Raw genomic sequence first — 20,216 nt, 5'->3', positions numbered from 1 at the left:
CTCAGAGGGTGCCGAGCACCGGCGCCTCGGCGGCCACCACCACCGTGGTGGCGCCGAGGCGCGCGTCCGTCCAGTCCAGGAAGTGCAGTTGCTCGAACCGGCTGCGCAGCTGCCCCTCGGCGGAGAGCGGCAGCGCGGACAGGTCGATCTCGCCCATGGTGTCCAGGGTGGTCCGCCCGACCTTGATCAGGGCCTCCTTGCGGACCCACTGCCGCAGGAACGCACCCTCCGGGTCCGGCTGGGCGCGGACCAGCTCCGTCTCGGCCGGGCTCAGCACCCGCTGCAGCAGCGCCGCGTCCAGCGCCCCGCGCTGGGGCAGCTCCACGTCGACGCCGACCGTGCCGTACCCGGCGGCGGCCGCCACCACGCCCCGGGTGTGCGAGAGGCTGACCTGCAGCCGGGGGTGGCCGGGCAGGTAGGGCCTGCCGTGGTCGGCGAGACCGCAGTCGGGGCACTGCTGCGCGAATTCGAGCGGCGCGGCACCGACACCGAGCAGCCGGGTGGCGCAGATCCGCACCAACAGGTGGGCGGCGACGAAGTTACGGCGGTCCTCCTCGCGGCGGAACCGGGCGGCCCGCTGCTCCTCCAGGGCGTTCAGCCGGTGCCGGGCGGCCTCGGGGTGCCCGAGCACAGCGTCCGTACACGCCACCATCACCAGCGGCCCCTGCTCCGCCACCTGCGCCATCGTCCCGCCCCTCGACTTCGCCCAGCGGCCCGCCGCTCTGCCGGGCCGCCCTAAACGATCTCATCTCCGGGGGGCGTACGGGGGCGTGCGGGCCGAGTTCGTACGTGCGACCAGCCTGCTCCCCCGGTCTAGGCCCAGTGGGCCGGGCGGCTCAGCTGCTCGGGCAGGCGGGTGGCGGCGTCGCCGCGGGCGGCGTTGAGCTGGGCCTGGGTGAGGAACAGACTGCCGGTCAGGTCGGCCCCGCGCAGGTCGGCGTCACGGAAGTCGACCCCGATCAGGTCGGCCTCGCGCAGGTCGGCGCGGGTCAGGTCGGCGGCGATCAGGTAGGCGCCGCGCAGGTTCGCCCCGCGCAGCTTGGCGCTGCTCAGCCGGGCGCCGATCAGGTCCGCGCCGCGGTGGTTCTTCTTCTTGCCGGGCACCCCGGCCCGGGCCAGCTCACTGGCCTCCAGCAGCAGCGTGTTGACCTCGCCCCGGATCGTGGGGACGTCGGCCTCGGTGAGGGTGACGGCGTCGGAGAGGCTCAGCTCGCGCACCGACTCGTACGCGGCCCGCAGCTTCGGGTGGATCCTGCGGGTGGCGGGGAGCGAGAGCGCCTCGTTCAGGTACGCGAGCAGCTCCTGCAGCTGCCGCACCACCGGGAAGACCTCGAACATCTGCCGGGCCGTCCCGGGGGCCTCGCGCCAGTCGGTGCCGCCGAAGGTGATCTGTGAGACCTTCTGGCCCGCGCCGAAGCAGTCGAAGACGGTGCAGCCGGTGAAGCCGCTGGTGCGGAGCTTGGCGTGGATCCCGCAGCGGAAGTCCTGCTGCAGGTTCCGGCAGGGCTGGCCGGCCGCCTTGTTGACCGCGAAGTCGGCCGACTTCGCGAACGGCAGGGCGACGCAGCACAGACCGAAGCAGTTCGCACAGTCGGCGCGCAGCTCGTCCTGCGGCTGGGCGGTGGGGGGCGTCTCGGGCACCTGCGGGGCTCCTGGCTCAAGGGGGTGGCTCGCCCCCAACTGTACGCAAGGGGCGAGCCGCCTCCGGGGGCCTACTGCCGCCCGCCCGCCAGGTCCAGCGGCCGGCTCCGCAGTCATTTAACCCGCCGCCCCCGGTTGCAGTACCTCGCCGGGCGACGCGCCCGGCCGGGCTCGCACACTCGGGGCATGGCATCGTTCGTGGGCAGAATTCGTGAGCGCTGGCAGACCAGGCGGGGCGAGGCCGGCTCCTGGGCGCTGCGGGAGATGTCACTGGCCACCATCAGTGAGCTCAGGGGGAAGCTGGAGAGCCTGCGGCCCGACCCGGAGCTGGACGATCCCGTCGAGCAGTCACTGCGGGCCGGGGTCGAGCAGCAGCTGGACTGTGCGACGGAGAAGCTCGGCCACGGGAACCACCCCAGGCACCTGGCCAGCGCCCACCTGACGGCGGCACTCGTCCACATGAACTCGGCACGGTCGCTGATGCTGCGGCTGGCGGACCCGGAGCTGGTGAAGCCGCTCCTGCCGGGGCTGGTCGCGTTGGTCCGGGAGCACCTCAGCGCGCAGGATCCGCGCCGCCTGGGCGTGGAGGCACTGCCGGCGAAGGAGACGCTGGATCCGGCGGACGTGGAACTGCTGGGGGACGCGGTCGGGGTCGCCCGCCTGGAGGCGCTGAAGGAGCAGCTCCGGGTGGGCAGCTTCGTGCGGATCGTCGGGTTCGTCACGGCCGGTCTCACGCTGGCCGCCGTGGCCGTCGCCCTGCTCGGCGTCTTCTCCCCGGGATCCGTGCCGCTCTGCTTCGCACCGCAGAAGACGCCGCAGAGCCAGGCCGCCCAACCGGGGCCGGGGTTCAACGTGGTCTGCCCGATCAACGACCAGCTGCACCCGAAATCCGACGACCCCAACCAGGCCATGTCGGACGCGAGCACCTCGCGCGACTACATCGCCGTCGAGGTCATCGGCCTGGTCGCCGCCGGGATCGCCGCCGCCTCGGCGCTCCGCAACATCAACGGCACCTCGACCCCGTACAACGTCCCGGTCGCGCTGGCCGTGCTCAAACTGCCGACCGGGGCGCTCACGGCGGTGCTGGGCATCCTGCTGATGCGCGGCGGATTCGTGCCCGGGCTGAGCGCCTTGGACAACTCCGCGCAGATCATCGCCTGGTCACTGATCTTCGGGTACTCCCAGCAGCTGTTCACCAAGTTCGTCGACCAGCAGGGCCAGGCCGTCCTGGACTCCGTCCACGGCCCGACGATCCACAGCCAGGCCTCCCCGGACCCGGCGGCGAAGGCGAAGTGAGCCCTCAGGCCTCGAGGGCGAGCACCCCCGCCAGGACGGCGTAGGCGGCGCCGAAGATGCGGCGCAGGCCCGTGGTCACGGCCGGGCGGGCGGCCACGCGGTCGCGGAAGGCGGCGGCGAAGCGGCCGTAGGCGGCGAAGACCACGAAGGTGAGCAGCATGAAGACGCCGCTCAGCTCGGTCATCCGCAGCCAGGCGCCGGGGGTGCCGGCCGGCACGAACTGCGGGAGGAAGGCGAAGAAGAAGATGGTCAGCTTGGGGTTGAGGATGTTGATCAGGACCCCGGTGGTGATCACCTTGAGCGCCGGGCGCGGGGCGGAGTCCTGCTCGGCGACGGTCAGGGCGGAGCGGTCCCGCAGGGTGGCCCAGGCCAGGTAGAGCAGGTAGCCGACCCCGGCGTACTTGAGGGTCTGGAAGGCCACCGCGCTGGCGTTGAGCAGAGCGGCCAGGCCGGTGACGGCGGCCACCAGGTGCGGGACGATGCCGAGCGTGCAGCCGAAGGCCGCGACCGTGCTCGCCCTGGCGCCGCGCGCCAGGCCCGCCGAGACCGTGTAGAGCGCGCCGGTGCCCGGCGTCACCACGATCACCAACGACGTCAGCAGAAACTCGATGCTCACTGTCCGACTCCCCCTGTCGAGCCACTCGGCCGAGCCAACTGTGCCTAGAGTGGGGGCATGTTCGTCAAGGTGTGCGGTGTGCGAAACGTTGGTGACGTCGCGGCGGTGGTGGCAGCCGGGGCCGATGCGGTGGGCTTCGTGCTGACCGAGAGCGTGCGGCGGATCGCACCGGAGCTGGCAAGGGAGTTGGCGGCGCAGGTGCCGCCCCAGGTGCTCACCGTCGCGGTGGCGTCCGGGGTGCCGGCCGCCGAGGCCGGGCGGCTGGCACTGGCGGCCGGGGTGCGGGCGCTGCAGCTGCACGGCGACTACCCGCGTGAGGCATTCGCCGAACTGTCCGGTCTGCCGCTGCAGTTGATCCGAGCCACCGCGCTCACCGGGACCACCGACCTGACCTGCGGTGCCTACGGCGAGGAACTCCTGCTGCTCGACTCCCCGGTGGCGGGCTCCGGCGAGCGCTGGGACCTCTCGCCGCTGGCCCGTAACCGCCCCGAGGGCCGCTGGCTGCTGGCCGGCGGCCTCTCCCCCGCCAACGTCGGCGCCGCGATCGCCGCCGCCCGCCCCTGGGGCGTCGACGTCTCCAGCGGCGTCGAGTCGAGCCGTGGCGTGAAGAGCCACGCCCTGATCCACGAGTTCGTCGCGGCGGCCCGCAAGGCCGGCTGAACCCCCCGAAGGCCGGCTGAACCCCGAAGGACTGTCGCTCGGCGGACCGGAGTGTCCGCCGAACGGACGCTGCCAGTGGCACGATGGAAGATCAAGATCGGTATTCCGCACGGACCACTCAGCACGGGGGGAAGGTCGTTGGACCTGACCGAGATCGAAACCTTTCTCATCCTCAGCGAGGAACTGCACTTCGGCCGCACCGCCGAACGCTTACACCTCTCCCAGTCCCGGGTCAGCCAGCTGATCCGTACGCTCGAACGCCGCATCGGCGCACCGCTGTTCACCCGCACCAGCCGACGGGTGGCGCTCACCCCCCTCGGCGAGCACGCCCGACGGGGGCTGGGCGCCGCGTACGAAGGCCTGCGGGCCAGCTTCGAAGAGGCCCGTGCCACCGCGCGCGGGGTGGTCGGCACCCTTCGGGTGGGCTTCCTGGGCTGCCTGGGCGGGCCGCCGCTGGCCGACGCCGTGGCCGCCTTCGCCCAGCGCCACCCGGCCTGCGACACCACCATGCACGAAGCCGCCTGGACCGACCTCTACGGGCCGCTGCGCGCGGGGCAGGTCGACCTGCTGCTCACCCTGCTGCCGGTGGACGAGCCGGACCTACGGGTCGGGCCCGTACTCGCCTCGCTGGGGCGGGTGTTGGCCCTCAGCTGTGACCACCCGCTGGCCGCCAAGGCCGAGGTGAGCATCGAGGAGCTGGTCGACTGGCCGCTGCTCGACGGGCCCACCGAACTGCCGGAGGCGACCAGGCTCGACCTCTTCCCGCCGTTCACCCCGCTCGGGCGCCCGCTGAAGCGCTGCCACGGCGGCCGCACCTACCGGGAGGCCTTCCACCGCATCGCCACCGGCGAGTTGGTGTGGGCCACCCACGAGAGCCTGTTCCGCCTCTACCGCCACCCGGGCGTCACACACCGCCCGCTGACCGGCCTGGCCCCCGCCAACGCCGCCCTGGTCTGGTGCGCCGACGCGGAGAACGCCAAGATCCGCGCCTTCACCACGCTCGCCGCGCAGTTGAGACCCGAGTGAACGAAGACAGGGGTGCGGGCAGCCTGCCCGCACCCCCGTCCGCCGTCCGGAGTCAGCGCTTGGCGAAGGCGTCCCGCAGCCAGGTCAGCAAGGCCACCAGCATGAAGCCGCCGCCGACCAGGCAGACCCCGCCCCAACCCCACAGCCGGTACGCCTGGGTGCCCGAGGCGGAGCCCAGCGCGCCGCCGACGAAGTACGAGGTCATGTAGACCGAGGCGATCCGCGCCCGGGGGACGTGGGTGAGGCTGTAGACCACGCTCATGTTGAGCAGGTGGGTGGCCTGCACGGCCACGTCCATCAGCAGCACCGCGACGATCAGCCAGGCCAGCCCGCTCCGGCCCGGCCACATCATCGCGAAGGAGGCCACCCCGAGCGCGCCCATCAGGCCGGTCAGCGGTCGCTGCCAGCCGGCGTCGGCCGCCCGCCCGGCCACCTTGGAGGCGATCGCCCCGGCCGCGCCGACCAGGGCGAACAGGCCGATCGCCTCGGCGCTGTAGTGGTACGGCGAACCGGCGAGCAGGAAGGCCACGGTGGCCCAGAAGGCACCGAAGCTGCCGAACACACAGGCGCCGATCACCGAACGCCGGCGCAGCACCGGCTCGCTGCGGGCCAGCCCCCAGGTCGCCCGCAGCTGGGCGCCGTAGGAGATCTGCACATCGGGGGCGGTCGCCGCCATCACCTTGGCGAGGGTGACGGCGAAGGCCACCGCCACCACGGCCGCGATCGCGAACATCGCCCGCCAGCCGAGGACCCCGCCGACCACGCCGGCCACCGTGCGGGAGAGCAGGATGCCGAGCAGCACGGCGGTGAGCATGGTGGCCATCACCCGCCCGCGCTCGTGCTCGGCCGCGATCGTCGCCACGTACGGCAGCAGCACCTGCACGAAGCTCGCGCCCAACCCGACCGCCGTGCCCGCGAACAGCAGCACCGGCAGGCCGGGAGCGGCGGCGGAGAGCACCAGCGCCGCCGTCTCCAGGCAGAGCAGCACACAGACCAGTCTGCGCCGGCGGACCATGTCGCCCATCGGCACCACCAGCATCAGACCGATCGCGTAGCCGATCTGGGTGGTGGTGACCAGTACGCCGGTCGCGCCCGAACTCGCGTGGTACGTCTCGGCGATCTTCGGCAGCAGCGGCTGGCAGTAGTACATGTTGGCCGCGCCGAGCCCGCAGGCGAGGGCCAGCAGATAGATCAGCCGCCGGGGGGCGCCGGCCTGCTCGGGCACGGGGGTACCGGTGACGGCACCGGTGGTCGTGGTCATCGACTCTCCTCACGCTCCGCCACTCAAGGCGCTACGTCCAGTACACGGCGTAGTGCCCCGAGTGGCGGGCCGGGCGGCGGGACTGTGTCAGCTGCTCACCGAGGTGTTACGCCGTGACGATGCGAAGCCGCTGCTGGACGAACTCCAGTGCGGCGTCCCGCTCTTCGGGGGTGGCGGCGTTGACCAGCACGTGGCCCATCCGCTGGTCGGAGGAGACCAGCCGCTCGACCACGTCGCCGACCTGCTTGCGCAGCCGGACCCGGACCACCGCCGGGTGGGCCAGCACCTCCTCCACACCCTCGATCGCGGTGATCGTGCCGGGGGTGGTGGTGGGGAAGAAGGTCGCGGCGTTCGAGACCGGCTCCTCGGTGATCAGCTCGTCCACCGGCAGACCGAGGGAGAGCCGCAGCACGGCCTCGTACAGGTCGAAGCCCCAGGTCAGGCTGACCGCCTCGGGGATGTAGTCGCCGGGCGTGCGGACCGCGACCTCCATCAGCCAGGGCCGGCCCTCGGCGTCCACCCGGAACTCGCCGTGCACCAGGCTGGTGCGCACGTTGATCGCGCGCATCACGCCCGAGGTCAGTTCGTCGACCCGGGCGGCGACGGCCTGGTCCTCGAAGCGGTAGCCCGGGCGGTGGGCCAGCTCGACGAAGGCCGGCGGGGCGGTGGTGGTCTTCTGGGTGATGTTCCGGAACAGCACCTCGCCGTCGCGGACCAGCGCCTCCCAGCTGTACTCCGGCCCGAACACGGCCTGCTCGACCAGCAGCCGGCCCTCGCCACCGCGCCGCTCGATCACCTCGGCGACCCCGGCCGCGTCCGAGACCAGCTCGACGCCCGAACTTCCCATCAGGGTCAGCGGCTTGACCACCACCGGCAGGTGGTCCAGCATCCACTGCCCGGCCGTGGCCAGCGAGTCGGTCTGCAGGAACGCGGGCTGCGAGATCCCGGCCATGCCGAAGGCGTTGCGCTGCAGCGCCTTGTTGCGGGAGATCACGGCCGAGTGCAACGACGGGCCCGGCAGGCCGAGTTGGTCCTGCGCCAGGGCACCCGCCAGCACGTGCGGCTCGGCGAAGGCGACGATGCCGTCCGGGGTGCGCTCCGCGACCGCCCGGCGCACGCCGTCCAGCCAGGTCTCCTCCTGACCGTTGGCGATCCGGGTGTGCGGCGCCCGGTCGTCGTCCGGGTTGGCCTCGACGTAGCGGACGTCGAGGCCGAGGCGCAGCGCGGCGTCGAGGTACGGGCGGCCCATCACGCCGACGCCGACCAGGAGGATGTCCTTCATTGCGAAAGGCCTTTCTCGGAAGGGCAGTTGGTACGCAGGTTCAGGTGGTGACGGGCACGGCGGCCGGCGCCTCGGCGTGCTGCCGCTCCAGCAGCTTCTGTACCGGCACGACCGCCAGCGCGGCCGCGACGAGGACCACGGCCAGGCCGACCCAGCCGTAGGGGCCGGCGGCGATCACCAGGCCGGTGAGCACGGCGGGCCCGGCGATCCGCTGCCCGGTGTCACCCAGGCTGAACACCGAGAGGTAGACGCCCCGGCTCTGCTCCGGCGCGTAGGCGAAGGAGAGCTCCCAGCCGCCGACGGCCTGCCACATCTCGCCGAAGGTCAGCAGCGCGACCCCGACGACCAGGGCGGCGCCCGCCCACAGCGCGGCGTGCCCGTGGGCCAGGGCCAGCGCCAGGCAGCTCGCGGCCAGCGCGAACCCGCCCAGGCGCAGCGCCCTGGCGGCCCCCGGCGGGGCGTCCACGCCCTTGGAGAGCGGCACCTGCAGCGCGATCGCCATCAGCGTGTTGACCAGGACCAGCACCGGGACGAGCCCGGCCGGGGCTTTGGTGCCCTGGAGGACCCAGAGCGGGAGGGCGACGCCGAGGATGGTGCCGTGCAGGCTGATCACGCCGTTGAAGGCGGTCAGCACCAGGTAGCGCCAGTCCCGGAAGCCCCGGATCGCGGTCAGCGGGCTGACCTTGCGCTGGGCCTTGCCCGCATTGAGCCTGAGCCGGGCCAGCAGCCCGGCCGCCAGCACGAAGGCGGCGGCGTTGCCCAGCACGATGCCCCGGTACGCCCAGGGGCTCTCGGCGGTCAGCAGCGGGGCGGCGAGCAGCGCGCCCAGCGAGAAGCCGACGTTGCGCACCGTGCGGATGATCGCCATGGTGCGGGTGCGGTCCTCGGCCTCGGTGGTGGCGGCGGCCACCGCCTGGCTCATCGCCGGGGTGGCCCCCTCGGCGGCGGCCAGGCAGGAGGCGACCAGGGTGAAGCCGACCACGCCGTGCACCAGGGTCAGCCCGACGAACCAGCCCGCCCGCCAGAGCTGGAGGACGACCAGCGTCTTCTGCGCGCCGATCCGGTCGGCCACCGCGCCGATCGGCACGGTGACCAGGAAGCCCACCGCACCGGCGATCGCGAGGCCGAAGCCCACCTGGGTGGTGGTCAGGCCGACCGACCGGACGAAGACGATGGTGGAGCCGGCCAGGAAGAGGCCGGTACCGACCGCGCTGATCAGCGAGATGACGGCGAAGGTCCGCCCGGCCGGGCTGGTGGGGAGGTAGTCCCGGACGGCCGCCATCACTCGGCCCCGACCTTGATCTCCACCAGCCCGGCGGCGTGCTCGGCCCGGCGGACGGCCTCGGCCGTGGTCGGGCCGGCGGCGATCACGAAGCCCGCCCGCTCCCAGGAGCTGGTGGCCGCCTTGACGGTCGACCCCGCGGCCAGGTTGAGGTGCACCTCGAAGACGCCCTCGGCGACCTTGGCCTCCTCGGCGTCCACCGAGCGGACCACGCCGGGCGGCGCGGTCACGAAGCGCACCGACGCGCCCTGCACGACCGGGAGTTCGGGCACCGCGCCCTCTCCCGAGAGCACCTGGATCAGGTTGGCCAGCACGTCGCTGTCATACGCCAGGTCGAGCAGCACCGTGATGCCGTCGCCGGGCAGGCGCCCGGCGCACTCGACCAGGTGCGGCCGGCCGTCGGCCAGGATCCACTCCGCGTGCAGGATGCCGTTGCAGAAGCCCACCACGGTGGCGAGCTGCTGGATCGCCTGCCGCAGCGCGTCGTTGACCTCCGACGGCAGGTCGGCGGGCAGCGCGTGGCCGGTCTCCACCGGGTACTTGGAGTCCTGCACGCTCTTGGCGGTGACGTTGACGAAGCCGACCAGGCCCTCGTGGACGATCGCCTCGACGCTGACCTCGGGGCCGTACAGCCGCTGCTCGACCAGGAAGCGCGCCGCCCCCTCGTACGTGGCCCGCAGGGCCGGCTCGTCCGCCTCGACGGCGTGCGCCCAGGCGGCGGCCGAGTCGTCCTGCTCGTCCAGGAGCTGGACGCCCAGGCTGGCCTGCCGGTTGGCCGGCTTCACCACGACCTGGCGGCCGTACGCGGCCCGGAAGGCCTCCACCTCCTCGGCCGAGGTGACGGTCGCGAAGGCCGGCTGGCCGATCTCGCTGCCCGCGACGGTGGCGCGCAGCACGGCCTTGTCGCGCAGCACCTTCGCCGCCTTGGGGCTCGCGCCCGGCAGCCCCCAGGCCTCGGCCAGCGCGGCCGCGATCACCACGCCGTACTCGGCGGCGGGGACCACCACCCGTACCCCGGCCGGGCGCTCCACCGCCTCGATCACCCGCTCGGGGTGCTCCTCGTCCTGGGTGGGCGCCGGGCGCAGCTCGGCCACGCAGCGCAGCCCGGCCACCGCCGCCGCCGCGCCGCGCGCCTCGATGACGCCCGGCTCCTCCAGCACCAGCACGGACCGCGGGGGCAGGAAGGTGTCCAGCTTGGCGAGCATCACAGGGCTGTAGCCCACCAGTACGTGTGTGACCTGCTGCGTCATCAGAGCCTCGCTCGTGGGGAGTTGGGGGGTCTCAGCCCTGGTCGACAGGCCGGGTGCGGACGGTGACGGCGGCGCGGACGCGCTGCTCCAGCTCGTCCAGCTCGGCGGCGGTCGGGGCGTCGATCACGAAGTTGCCGACGCGGTCCTCGGAGCTGAGCAGCGGGCCGAGCTCGCGGCCGGTCTCCTTCTGCACGAACATGGCGCGCAGGGTGGGCGGGTCGCCCGCCTCGCCGACCGGCACCTCGGGCCAGAGGTCGCCCTCGCCGGCCCACTGCGGGGTGATGCCGGGCCAGTCGATGGTGACCTCCTCGAGGACACCGGGGGTGTGCTCCAGGTAGACCTGGCGGGCGAGGCGGGTCGGCGTCGGGTACTCGGCCGGCTCACCCAGCGCGATCTTGATGATCTCGGGCTCCAACGCCCGGCCGGTGGCCAGGTGGTAGAGCACGGTGATGCCGTCGCCGGGGGTGCGGGCGGCGACCTCCATCAGGTACGGGCGCCCGTCGGCGTCCAGGCGCCACTCGGAGTGCGTCATGCCGTCCTGGAAGTCCAGCGCGTCCAGCATCGCCTGGTTGGCGTCGAGCAGGGTGGTCCGCTCCTGGCTCGGCTCTCCGGAGACGGTGTGCGCCAGCTCCACGAAGGTGGTGGCGTGCGCGTCGGTGGTCTCCTTGCGGATCACCGAGGCGAAGACGGTCTTGCCGTGCTGGACCAGGCTCTCGACCGAGTACTCCTGGCCGACGATCTTCTGCTCGACCAGGATGGTCTCGTGGTCGGGGTAGGCCATCAGCAGCTCGCGCAGCTTGCCGGCCTCCTCGACCGTCTCCACGCCCGAACTGGAGTGCCGGGTGGCCGGCTTGATCACGGCCGGGTAGCTCACGGCCGCGGCGTCGAAGGCCTCGCGCTCGCCGGCGGGTATGACGCTGGCGGCGGGGCTGAACTCGGGGAGGTAGAACCGCTGCAGGTACTTGCTGCGGCAGGCGCGTGAGGCGCGCAGACCCGGCGCGGGCAGGCCGAGCGCGTCGGCCACGATCCCGGTCGGCTCGACCAGCGTCTCCCCGGCGGCGTAGATGCCGACGATGTCGTAGCGCTCGCGCCAGGCGTTGGCGGCGGCGACCACACCGGAGTTGAACGAACCCTCCCGGTCGACGGAACCCTCCACGAAGGCGATGTCCTCGATCACCGAAGCCGGGTGCCCCTGGTCCGCCATGCCCGCCACCGCCTGCTCGCGCCAGGAGGAGCCGGTGATCAGCAGCACCTTGAGGCCCCGCCGCGAGAGCTCCTGCAGGTAGCGCGGCGCCCGGCAGATCGCCAGGAACGAGCCGGTGAGGATGAAGGCCGCCGGTCTGGCGGGAGCGGAGTTGTCGCCCATGGAAATGCGCCCTTTCCGGGATTGGTGCTCGTGGTGACCCGCGCGCGAGCCGTGGCACCTGTCCGTCGGCCGACGGCTCGCGCGCGAGGATGTGACTCAGCTGTAGTCCAGGCTCCCGGTACGGGTGCGCTTCAGCTCGAAGAAGTGGGGGTTGCGGGCCAGGGCGAGGGCACCGTCGAAGACGGCGACGGCCTCCTCGCCACGCGGGATGGCGTTCAGCACGGGGCCGAAGAAGGCCACCCCGTCCAGGTGGATGGTCGGCGTGCCGACGTCCTCACCGACCGGGTCCATGCCCTCGTGGTGGCTCCTGCGGATCGCGGCGTCGTACTCGGTGCTCTGAGCGGCCTCCAGCAGGGACTCGGGCAGGCCGAGTTCGGCCAGCACCTCCTGGGCCACCCCGAGGTAGTCCTTGTTGCCCCCAGGATGGATCCGGGTGCCGAGCTCGGTGTACAGCTGACGCAGGATTTCGTCACCTCGCTCCTGGCGGACGGCCTGCACCACCCGGATCAGGCCCAGCGACTTGTCGATCATCTCCCGGTACCAGTCCGGGAGCTCCCGGCCCTCGTTGAGGACGTAGAGGCTCATGATGCGGAAGTTGACGTCGATGTCGCGCAGCGCCTCGACCTCCAGGATCCAGCGGGAGGTGATCCAGGCGAACGGGCAGACCGGGTCGAAGTAGAAGTCGACGCGCGGCTTCTGGCCGGCGGCCGTGTCGAGAGTCATGCGGTGTCTCCAGAGAGGTCGTTCACGGGAGCCGGGCGACCGCGGCTGAAGCGCGGTCGCCCGGCGTTCTCATCCGAGCCTACGGTCAGAGCGAGCTGGCGACCTTCTTGTCACCGGCGTTCTTGACGTAGTCCGTCAGAGAGGCGTACTTCTCGCGCAGTTCGCGCTTGAGCACCTTGCCGGTGACACCCACCGGGAAGTCGGCCTCGTCCGCGACGATCTCCAGGAGGCCCAGCTCCAGGTGGCCGGCCGCCTTCAGCGCCTCGTTGGCCAGGGCGAAGACCTTCTCGGCCTCCAGCTCCTCGGAGACGGTGACGACGCCCACCGGGACGACCTTGCCGTCCGCCTTGCCGGCCAGCACCGCGACGTCCTCGATGCCGGGGACGTCCAGCAGCATGACCTCCTCCATGTGGACGGAGTAGCCGGTGCCGTTCTCGGTGACGATCGCGTCCACCGCGCGGTCGACCAGGAAGTGGTCGCCGTGCTCGTCGCGGTAGGCCATGTCGCCAGTCAGCCAGTAGCCGTTCAGCTTGAAGCTGTAGGTGGTGGCCGAGTCGTTCCAGTAACCGGGCGTGATGGCCGGGCCCTTGGCGGCGAGGAAGCCGATCTCGCGGTCCTCGGCGCGGCTGCCGTCGCGGCGCAGGATCTGCACATCGGCGACGCCGACCGGCTTGCCGGCGCAGCGGTCGTTGCGCTCGGTCTCCAGGGTGCGGGCCTTGAGCAGCACGCCCCAGCCCAGCTCGGTGGTGCCCAGGCGGTCGAGGAACATCGACGGGGTGAGGTGCTTGGAGCGCTGCTCCAGGACCTTGGTGATGTGCGCCTGGTGCAGCGCGTCACCGATCGAGATCCAGACGTTGACCGAGTCGAGGTCGCCCTCGGCCAGCTCCATCGCGGCCATCTCGGTGTAGCCGTGGGCGAAGGACATCACCGAGGTCGGCTTGTGCTTGACCACCGCGGCGTGCAGGTCCTCGCCGCTGCCGTCGCGCAGGGCGACCACCGGGGTGCCGCCGAGCACCGCGTACACGGTGTAGGCGACGCAGCCCAGGTGCGACTGCGGCAGGGCGGTCATCATGATGCCGCCCGGGGGCTCCTTGTGGTCGACCAGGCGGAACTTCGGGCCCGCGGCGATCGACTCGTGGGTGTGGATGGTCGGCTTCGGCTTACCGGTGGTGCCGGAGGAGTGCAGGATGGTGACCGGGTCGTGCGGGGCGTGCGGCCAGTAGGCCGACTCCGGCAGGGCGGCCTTCGGCGGGGCCGGCAGCTCGTCCTCGGCCTGGGTCCAGACCAGCGTGGTCAGGTTGGCCAGCTCCTCGCCGATCTCCTCCAGCCGGCTGCGGGAGGCGTACAGGCCGACCGGGCCGGTCTGGCTGATCAGCGAGCTCGCGATGAACTGGGTGGCGTTGGAGTTGATCAGCACCGCGATGGCGCCGATCTGGGCCAGCGCGTAGAAGTGCACGTGGTAGGCGAAGGAGTCGTCCAGGAAGACCGCGACGCGGTCGCCCTTCTCGACGCCCTTGCCGAGGTACCAGACCGACCAGCTCTGGGCCAGCTCGTCGAGCTGGTTGAGGCTGAAGTCGGTGCGGGGCTGCCCGTCGGCGTCGGTCACCGGACGGGGGGTGTGCACGAAGGGGAGCTCCGGGTGCGGGTTGTACGCGATCGCGGAGCGGAGCAGGTTGCCACCGCCGACGGTGGTGTCCGCAGCCAGCTTCTCGCGCTGCTCGGGCGTCAGGACGGTGGGGGCGAACTCGGACATGGTGGTGGTTACCTTCCTTGCCGTTTCGGTGAGTTGGATGTCACTCGGGTGGTTCACGAGCGGGCTGCGAAGATCTGGGCGCAGCTGGCCCGGTAGTGGTCGAGCTCGGGGCCGAGCAAGCCGGTGAGTCGGCCGAGCAGCTGCTCGAATCCGGCCTCGTCACCCGCCTCGACCAGGTCGGCGATCCGGCGGACGGCCGAGGCCAACTCCCGCCGGGCGGCCGGTGCTTGGGGGTTGGCCGACTGGACGTCCCAGTAGACCTCCGGGGTGCCGCCCGCGATCCGGGCCAGCAGGGCGAGCAGGGTGTCGTGCGGCGGCGGCGCCACGGCCCGCAACTCGGCTATCGGTACGTCGAGTTCGGCGAGCGCCAGCCCGAAGGAGAGCACCGCGGCGTGGGTCAGCGCCTGGGTCGCGGCGGCCAGCCGGTCGTGGTCGCGCTCGTCGACCTCGACCACCTTGCCCTGCCACTGGGTGACCAGGGCGAGCGCCTCCCGTACCCGGGGGCCGTCCTGGACGACCACGGCGGCCACCGGGCGGCCCTCGAAGCCGAGCGCCGGGGCGAACATCGGGTTGAGCGCCAGCGCCTCGCGGCCCGGGGCCTGCGCCCGCACCGCCTCGACCACCGGCTGCTTGACCGAGAGGGTGTCCACCAGCAGCGCCTCGGGGCGCATCGCGGCGGCGACGCCCTTGACCGCGGCCAGCGCCACCGGCTCCGGCACCGCGAGCACCACGGCGTCCGCGGCGGCCAGTTCGGCGGCGAGCTCCGGCCCGATGTCGGTGATGTCACCGCTCAGGTGCCGGGCTCCCGGCCGGGCCGGGCCGGTGTCCACCACGGACACCGACCGGCCGGCCGCCACCAGCGATTCGACGAACAGCCCGCCGACCGCTCCGGCCCCGCCGACCACCACCCAGGTGGTGAGCAGCGGCTGTGCAGGGGTTGCAGAGCTCACGGTCACGCCTCGACCGGGAGCTCGGCGGTGGCGAGGAAGGCGGAGACCATCGCCCGGGACTTGACCACCGTCTCCTCCCACTCCTCCGCGGCGTCGGAGAGGGCGATGATGGCGCCGCCGACCCCGAAGGTGGTGCGCTCCGCGGTGGCGACCAGGGTGCGGATGACGATGTTCAGGTCCGCCGCGCCGGCCAGTGAGAACCAGCCCGCCGAGCCGGAGTAGACGCCACGGGCGCCCTCCTCCAGGCGGTCGATGATCTGCATCGTCCTGACCTTCGGCGCACCGGTCATCGAGCCGCCGGGGAAGGCCGCCTTGACCGCGCTGACGGCCGACTCCTCCGGCCGCAGCACGCCGCGGATGGTGGACACCAGCTGGTGCACCGGGGCGTAGGTCTCGACGTGGAAGAGCTTGGGCACGTGCACCGAACCGACCTCGGAGACCACGTTGAGGTCGTTGCGGAGCAGGTCCACGATCATCAGGTTCTCGGCGCGGTCCTTCTCCTGGCTGAGCAGGTCCAGGCGCAGCGCCTCGTCCTCGGCCGGGGTGAGCCCGCGCGGGCGGGTGCCCTTGATCGGCTTGGACTCGGCGACCCGGTCCACCCCGACGGTCAGGAACCGCTCCGGCGAGGCGCTGAGCACCGCGACCTCGGGGAACTTGAAGTACGCGCCGTACGGCACCGGGCTGATCCGGCGCATGTGCGCGTAGGTGGTCAGCGGGTCGATCCGGCCGTGCAGGTCGACGGTGTTGGTCAGGCAGATCTCGTACGACTCACCGTTGCGGATCTCCTCGTGGGACTCGGCGATCCGGGCGATGTAGCCGTCACGGTCGTGGCTGTAGCTGATCTTGCCCGCCAGCGCCGGGTCGGTCATCCCCTTGCCGTCGAAGGTCGCCGAGAGCTCCGGCCAGGAGCGGAACTCGGCCGGCGGGTTCTTGGCGATGCAGGTGAGCCGGTCGCCCGTCTCGAGCAGGTACCGCTCGGCGGCGGCCTCGTCGCCCTGCGAGAGCGCCAGCACGTAGCTGGTGCCCTCCTGGTGGTCGAAGGCGATCATCCGGTCCGCGAAGACCAGCGAGGCGTCCGGGGTGTCCGCCTTGTGCCGCAGGTCGCCGCCGGTCTCCGCCTTGAGCTCGTAGCCGAGGTAGCCGACGTAGCCGAGGTTGAAGTCGAAGGGCAGGCCCTCGGGCAGCGCCGTGGCGCGGGCCGCGATCTGCTCGCCCAGGTACTCGAAGAAGGGCTGCTGGACGATCTCCTCGCCACGGCCCGGCTTCGTCACGGTGACGGAGCCCTCGAGGGTGCTGTAGGTGAGGTACTCGGCGAGCGGGCCGGTGGTGTCACCCATGAAGGAGAACCGCGACATGCCCTCGATGACGTTGCTGCTGTCCAGCCAGAAGGAGTGCTCGGAGTCGGTGTAGAACTCGCGGAACACGGCCTCGCGGCAGGGCAGCGCGTCGACCTTGCGCACGTGCAGCTTGTACGGGGAGTTCTCGGGTGCGACCACCGGGCGCGGGGCGCCGGCCACCGAGTAGTCGATCGGGATCCGCTCGCCGCTCGGCTCCTTGCCCAGGGCCAGGTCGCGGAAGTTGGCGAGCAGCTCGCGGCCGTACTCGCTGCTGATCGACTCGGGGTGGAACTGCACGCCCCAGATCGGCCGGGTCCTGTGCCGGACACCCATCAGGATGCCGTCGGTGGTCCAGGCGGTCGCCTCCAGCTCCTCGGGGAGGTCGGCGCCGATCAGCGAGTGGTAGCGGACCACGGTGTAGGGGCTGGGGATACCCGTGAAGAGGTCCTTGCCGTCGTGGGTGACGCCCGCCTCGCGGCCGTGCATCGGCTCGGGGGCGTGCACCACCTGGCCGCCGAACAGGTGCACGATGCCCTGGTGGCCGAGGCAGACCCCGAGCACCGGCAGGCCGCTCTCCAGGATGGCGCGGGCGCTGATGCCGAAGTCCTCGGGGCGGTCCGGGCGGCCCGGGCCGGGGGAGATGACGATGCCGTCGAACTCCGAGAAGTCGATCTCCGACCAGTCGGCGCCGTGCCGCACGACCACTGGCGGACGACCGTTGACCTCACCGAGCAACTGGTACAAGTTGTAGGTAAAAGAATCGTAGTTGTCGATCAGAAGTGTGCGCATGGGGTGGCCCGTTCCTCCTCCGGAGGCGTGTCGTGGGGACGCGCTCCAGACGTCGTTCATCGGTTCGTTCGCTTGGCTTCGGCGTCAGCCTCGGGGCTGTCGATGATCAGGTCCTCGACCCGGCAGGTCTCCGCGATGATCAGTTCGTAGAGCCCGCGCAGGAAGGTGCCGCTCATTCCGTGCTGCGCGGCGTACTTGGCGGCGCGCTCCTGCACGATCCCGATCCGGTGCGGCTGCATCATCGGCACGTCGTGCGCGCGTTTCACGTGGGCGATCTCGACGCAGATCTCGATCCTGGCGCGCAGCTCCTCGAGCAGGCGCCCGTCGATCGCATCGAGCTCGGACCGGAGCTCTTCGAGAGTTTCCGAGCCGGCCTTGTCGATCCGGCCGACTCCGGTAGCCGTACGGGGCATCGGGGATTTTCCTCCAGTGCTGGCTCGGAGACCGTGGGATTTCCAGCGGATGCGACTGGGGGAGGTTCTGTTCGGTGCCCCCGTCTCTGTGGCCATGACTCTGCCGGGGCCCGGGGGTGAAGAGAAGGGGGGTCGGTGGTTCGGGTCAGCGCATTTCACAGAAGCGAGGGATCGTCGCCGAAATCGCGTCCTCGCAGCTGACAGCGGTTCAACTGCGGCTTTGCGCAAGTGTGAAGGACCGGCGGATGCCGCCGGCCCTTCCGCCTCGAGGGCCTCCTCGAAGCCCCCTCGAAGGCCTCAGCCCTGCAGCCCGGCCGCGGCGCTCAGCACCAGATCGGTGGCCTCGGGGGTGCCGACGGTGACCCGCACGCCCTCCCTGGGGAAGACCCGTACCCCGACGCCGACGGCCGCACACGCGGCGCCGAACTCCTCGGCCCGTGAACCGATCGGCAGGTACAGGAAGTTGGCCTCCGTCTCGGGCACCTCCCAGCCGCCGGCCCGTAGGCCGGCCACCAGCCGCCCGCGCTCCTTCACCAGCAGCTCGACCCGCTCCAGCAGTTCCCGCTCCGCCGCCAGCGAGGCCACCGCCGCCGCCTGCGCGGGCGCGTTCACCCCGAACGGCGTGCCCTGCGCCCGCACCGCCGCCGCCAGCTTCTCCTGCGCCACCGCGTAGCCGATCCGCAGCCCGGCCAGGCCGTACGCCTTGGAGAAGGTGCGCAGCACCGCGACGTTCGGCCGCTCGCGGTAGAAGTCCAGGCCGTCCGGCACCTCGGCGTCCCGGACGAACTCCCGGTACGCCTCGTCCAGCACCACGGTGACACGCTCGGGCACCGCGTCCAGGAAGCGCTCCAGCTCGGCGCGGTGCACCACCGTGCCGGTGGGGTTGTTGGGGTTGCAGACGAAGACCAGCTTCGTCCGCTCGGTCACGGCCCCGGCCAGCGCCTCCAGGTCGAAGGTGTGCGCGCGCAGCGGCACGTGGACGGCCTCGGCGCCCGCCGTGCCGGTCAGGTGCGGGTACGCCTCGAAGGAGGGCCAGCCGTAGGCCACCTGCTCGCCCGGCCCGGCGGTGGCCCGGACGAACTGCTGGATCAGGCCGACCGAACCGACCCCGAGCACCAGGTGCTCGGCCGGCACCGCCAGGCGCTCGGCCAGCTCGGCCGTCAGCTCCTTGCTGAAGCGGTCCGGGTAACGGTGGCTGCGCTCGCCCGCACCGGCCACCACGCCCATTACCGAAGGCAGCGGAGCATAGGCGTTCTCATTCGCGGAAAGGTCGTGAATTATCGTCACCACGGGTACCTCGTCATTTCTCGGTGTCAGCCCCGAAGGGGGGTGGATACACGGACGGATAAGACATAAGGGCGGCAACCCGGGCCCGGTGGAACCGCGCTGTCCGAAACACGGACACTCCGTCAGCTCATCCGTCAGGTCGGCCCGGCTACGAAGCCGGCACCACACTCTGGGTGAGCGCCGCGAGGTCGTCGAAGCCCGCCATGTCCCGCCGGTGGTCGCAGTCGCAGCCCATCATGTACCCGAGCTGGAAGCGGTGCTGGGCCCCGAACTCCTCCTTGAGCCGCGCTACATGGGACTGCAGCGAGCGCTGGCTCAGGCCCAGCCGGCGGGCGATCTCGCGGTCCGAGCGGCCCTCGACCAGCAGCTTGCAGATGGCGTGGCGCACCGCGGGCATCACCTCGGTGGCCGCCTGGGTGGCCGAGGTGGGGTGGAAGGGGAAGCGGGCCGCGCGGTCCCAGGTCCGGTCGAAGGTGTCGGCCAGGAAGTGCACCACCGAGCGGTCGGTGACCTTGGTCGCCCGGGTGCGGTCCTCCCCGTCGGGGATGAAGGCCACCTCCCGGTCGACGATGATCACCCGATCGAAGAACTCCGGCAGGGTGCGCACCTGCGCGCCGAGCCTGGTGGCGGCCCGGACGTACTCCTTGGTCGCCTCGTCGAACCGGGTGCTGTGCTGGTAGAGCGTGCGCATCGTGATCTGACGGTCCAGCAGCGAGCGCACCGCCTCCAGTGCGTCGGCCAGCACCGCGCTCGGCCGGGGGCCGTCCGGCTGCGCCGTCAGCACCTCGAACCTGACACCGTCCAGGGCTTTCTTGATCTCATCATTGATGACCGGTAGCCCCTGCAGGTGCCGCACCGATGGAATCTGGCCGTCACCCCCCGCGCCCGCGGCCTCCTCGGCCGGCGCGGGCACCGCCTCGGCCGGCCCGGGCGGCACGGCCGCGGAGAGCTCGGCAGCGTGGTCAACGCGTCGGGACAGGTCGGCGAGGGCGTTGGCGATGTCGCGGAGCGAGCCGCCAGAGATGTCCGGTTCTTGCTGATTTGCGTTCACTTGCATACCTCGCTTCCTGGAAGGTGCGGTAATCCGAACCACCGTAGATCTACCGCCCCGAGTTGGGGAGCGGGAGAGTTGACGGAGCGGACACGACGGATTTCAGGAAATCCCTGGGTGCACGGATCACCATTCGGGCCCCATTCCCCGGAATTCGGCGAATCCGTCGGGCGGCATCGGGAGCGGAACCTTCCGTTCCCACATCGTCGCAGGTCAGCAGTAGTGCGGCTGAC

At 71.8% G+C, this 20,216-nt stretch carries 18 protein-coding genes; 3 read left to right on the top strand and 15 right to left on the bottom strand.

Annotated features, from left to right (window positions below; all coding sequences use genetic code 11):
* Position 1: 1 nt before the first annotated feature.
* Together ABT095_RS25855 and ABT095_RS25850 are read right to left on the bottom strand one after the other, a co-directional pair.
* Positions 2–685, bottom strand: coding sequence for a 4'-phosphopantetheinyl transferase family protein (locus ABT095_RS25855; protein ID WP_350531892.1), 684 nt, complete (start codon positions 683–685; stop codon positions 2–4).
* A gap of 128 nt (positions 686–813) precedes the next feature.
* A complete protein-coding gene (locus ABT095_RS25850) occupies positions 814–1,641 on the bottom strand; it encodes a pentapeptide repeat-containing protein (protein ID WP_350531891.1) in 828 nt (275 codons plus the stop codon).
* Positions 1,642–1,827: 186 nt separating this feature from the next.
* Here ABT095_RS25850 and ABT095_RS25845 point away from each other — a divergent pair, with 186 nt between their 5' ends.
* Positions 1,828–2,937 (top strand): hypothetical protein, encoded by a 1,110-nt coding sequence (locus ABT095_RS25845; RefSeq protein WP_350531890.1) that lies wholly within the window; start codon positions 1,828–1,830, stop codon positions 2,935–2,937.
* A 4-nt stretch (positions 2,938–2,941) separates the two neighbouring features.
* On the opposite strand, the gene ABT095_RS25840 is transcribed toward ABT095_RS25845, so the two are convergent.
* Positions 2,942–3,553 (bottom strand): LysE family translocator, encoded by a 612-nt coding sequence (locus ABT095_RS25840; protein WP_350531889.1) that lies wholly within the window; start codon positions 3,551–3,553, stop codon positions 2,942–2,944.
* Positions 3,554–3,610: 57 nt separating this feature from the next.
* On the opposite strand from ABT095_RS25840, the gene ABT095_RS25835 reads away from it, so the two are divergent.
* Positions 3,611–4,213, top strand: a complete 603-nt coding sequence (locus ABT095_RS25835) for a phosphoribosylanthranilate isomerase (RefSeq protein ID WP_350531888.1) — start codon at positions 3,611–3,613, stop codon at positions 4,211–4,213.
* Between the two features lie 138 nt (positions 4,214–4,351).
* Positions 4,352–5,239 carry a LysR family transcriptional regulator gene (locus tag ABT095_RS25830; RefSeq protein ID WP_350531887.1) on the top strand — a complete coding sequence of 296 codons (888 nt, stop codon included), beginning with the start codon at positions 4,352–4,354 and terminating at the stop codon, positions 5,237–5,239.
* 52 nt (positions 5,240–5,291) lie between these two features.
* Here the strand turns inward: ABT095_RS25830 and ABT095_RS25825 are convergent, their stop codons facing one another.
* From ABT095_RS25825 to ABT095_RS25770, 12 genes are all read right to left on the bottom strand, one after another.
* The gene (locus ABT095_RS25825) at positions 5,292–6,500 is read right to left on the bottom strand and encodes an MFS transporter (protein ID WP_350531886.1); all 1,209 of its coding nucleotides are present in this window, start codon (positions 6,498–6,500) and stop codon (positions 5,292–5,294) included.
* A 106-nt stretch (positions 6,501–6,606) separates the two neighbouring features.
* Positions 6,607–7,782: an ATP-grasp domain-containing protein gene (locus tag ABT095_RS25820; RefSeq protein ID WP_350531885.1), complete on the bottom strand. Its 1,176-nt coding sequence runs from the start codon at positions 7,780–7,782 to the stop codon at positions 6,607–6,609.
* A 40-nt stretch (positions 7,783–7,822) separates the two neighbouring features.
* A complete protein-coding gene (locus ABT095_RS25815) occupies positions 7,823–9,064 on the bottom strand; it encodes an MFS transporter (RefSeq protein ID WP_350531884.1) in 1,242 nt (413 codons plus the stop codon).
* On the bottom strand, positions 9,064–10,314 hold the full coding sequence (locus tag ABT095_RS25810; protein ID WP_350531883.1) for an ATP-grasp domain-containing protein: 1,251 nt from the start codon (positions 10,312–10,314) through the stop codon (positions 9,064–9,066). The genes ABT095_RS25815 and ABT095_RS25810 overlap by 1 nt, the downstream gene beginning before the upstream one ends.
* A 31-nt stretch (positions 10,315–10,345) precedes the next feature.
* Complete coding sequence (locus tag ABT095_RS25805; RefSeq protein ID WP_350531882.1) at positions 10,346–11,680, bottom strand: ATP-grasp domain-containing protein; 1,335 nt, start codon at positions 11,678–11,680, stop codon at positions 10,346–10,348.
* Between the two features lie 96 nt (positions 11,681–11,776).
* Positions 11,777–12,403: a mycothiol-dependent nitroreductase Rv2466c family protein gene (locus tag ABT095_RS25800; RefSeq protein WP_350531881.1), complete on the bottom strand. Its 627-nt coding sequence runs from the start codon at positions 12,401–12,403 to the stop codon at positions 11,777–11,779.
* A gap of 85 nt (positions 12,404–12,488) precedes the next feature.
* Complete coding sequence (locus tag ABT095_RS25795; RefSeq protein WP_350531880.1) at positions 12,489–14,156, bottom strand: class I adenylate-forming enzyme family protein; 1,668 nt, start codon at positions 14,154–14,156, stop codon at positions 12,489–12,491.
* Positions 14,157–14,209: 53 nt separating this feature from the next.
* The gene (locus ABT095_RS25790) at positions 14,210–15,106 is read right to left on the bottom strand and encodes a prephenate dehydrogenase/arogenate dehydrogenase family protein (protein ID WP_350531879.1); all 897 of its coding nucleotides are present in this window, start codon (positions 15,104–15,106) and stop codon (positions 14,210–14,212) included.
* A gap of 2 nt (positions 15,107–15,108) precedes the next feature.
* Positions 15,109–17,232 (bottom strand): aminodeoxychorismate synthase component I, encoded by a 2,124-nt coding sequence (gene pabB / locus ABT095_RS25785; protein WP_350531878.1) that lies wholly within the window; start codon positions 17,230–17,232, stop codon positions 15,109–15,111.
* A gap of 56 nt (positions 17,233–17,288) precedes the next feature.
* Positions 17,289–17,645 (bottom strand): chorismate mutase family protein, encoded by a 357-nt coding sequence (locus ABT095_RS25780; protein WP_350531877.1) that lies wholly within the window; start codon positions 17,643–17,645, stop codon positions 17,289–17,291.
* Positions 17,646–17,942: 297 nt separating this feature from the next.
* A complete protein-coding gene (locus tag ABT095_RS25775; protein WP_350531876.1) occupies positions 17,943–18,932 on the bottom strand; it encodes a histidinol-phosphate transaminase in 990 nt (329 codons plus the stop codon).
* Positions 18,933–19,080: 148 nt separating this feature from the next.
* Positions 19,081–19,983 carry a helix-turn-helix transcriptional regulator gene (locus tag ABT095_RS25770; protein WP_350531875.1) on the bottom strand — a complete coding sequence of 301 codons (903 nt, stop codon included), beginning with the start codon at positions 19,981–19,983 and terminating at the stop codon, positions 19,081–19,083.
* Between the last annotated feature and the right edge of the window lie 233 nt (positions 19,984–20,216).

The sequence above is a fragment of the Kitasatospora sp. NPDC002227 genome (assembly GCF_040296285.1).
Taxonomy (GTDB): Bacteria; Actinomycetota; Actinomycetes; order Streptomycetales; family Streptomycetaceae; genus Kitasatospora.
Note: the sequence above shows the minus strand (reverse complement) of the source record. Positions and strands in the feature narration are given on the sequence as shown.

Bases quoted from the DNA above. Each gene is read 5' to 3' on its own strand.
- ABT095_RS25855 (WP_350531892.1), bottom strand. From the start codon at position 685: ATGGCGCAGGTGGCGGAGCAGGGGCCGCTGGTGATGGTGGCGTGTACG.
- ABT095_RS25845 (WP_350531890.1), top strand. From the start codon at position 1,828: ATGGCATCGTTCGTGGGCAGAATTCGTGAGCGCTGGCAGACCAGGCGG.
- ABT095_RS25835 (WP_350531888.1), top strand. From the start codon at position 3,611: ATGTTCGTCAAGGTGTGCGGTGTGCGAAACGTTGGTGACGTCGCGGCG.
- ABT095_RS25825 (WP_350531886.1), bottom strand. From the start codon at position 6,500: ATGACCACGACCACCGGTGCCGTCACCGGTACCCCCGTGCCCGAGCAG.
- ABT095_RS25820 (WP_350531885.1), bottom strand. From the start codon at position 7,782: ATGAAGGACATCCTCCTGGTCGGCGTCGGCGTGATGGGCCGCCCGTAC.
- ABT095_RS25815 (WP_350531884.1), bottom strand. From the start codon at position 9,064: ATGGCGGCCGTCCGGGACTACCTCCCCACCAGCCCGGCCGGGCGGACC.
- ABT095_RS25810 (WP_350531883.1), bottom strand. From the start codon at position 10,314: ATGACGCAGCAGGTCACACACGTACTGGTGGGCTACAGCCCTGTGATG.
- ABT095_RS25805 (WP_350531882.1), bottom strand. From the start codon at position 11,680: ATGGGCGACAACTCCGCTCCCGCCAGACCGGCGGCCTTCATCCTCACC.
- ABT095_RS25800 (WP_350531881.1), bottom strand. From the start codon at position 12,403: ATGACTCTCGACACGGCCGCCGGCCAGAAGCCGCGCGTCGACTTCTAC.
- ABT095_RS25795 (WP_350531880.1), bottom strand. From the start codon at position 14,156: ATGTCCGAGTTCGCCCCCACCGTCCTGACGCCCGAGCAGCGCGAGAAG.
- pabB (WP_350531878.1), bottom strand. From the start codon at position 17,232: ATGCGCACACTTCTGATCGACAACTACGATTCTTTTACCTACAACTTG.
- ABT095_RS25780 (WP_350531877.1), bottom strand. From the start codon at position 17,645: ATGCCCCGTACGGCTACCGGAGTCGGCCGGATCGACAAGGCCGGCTCG.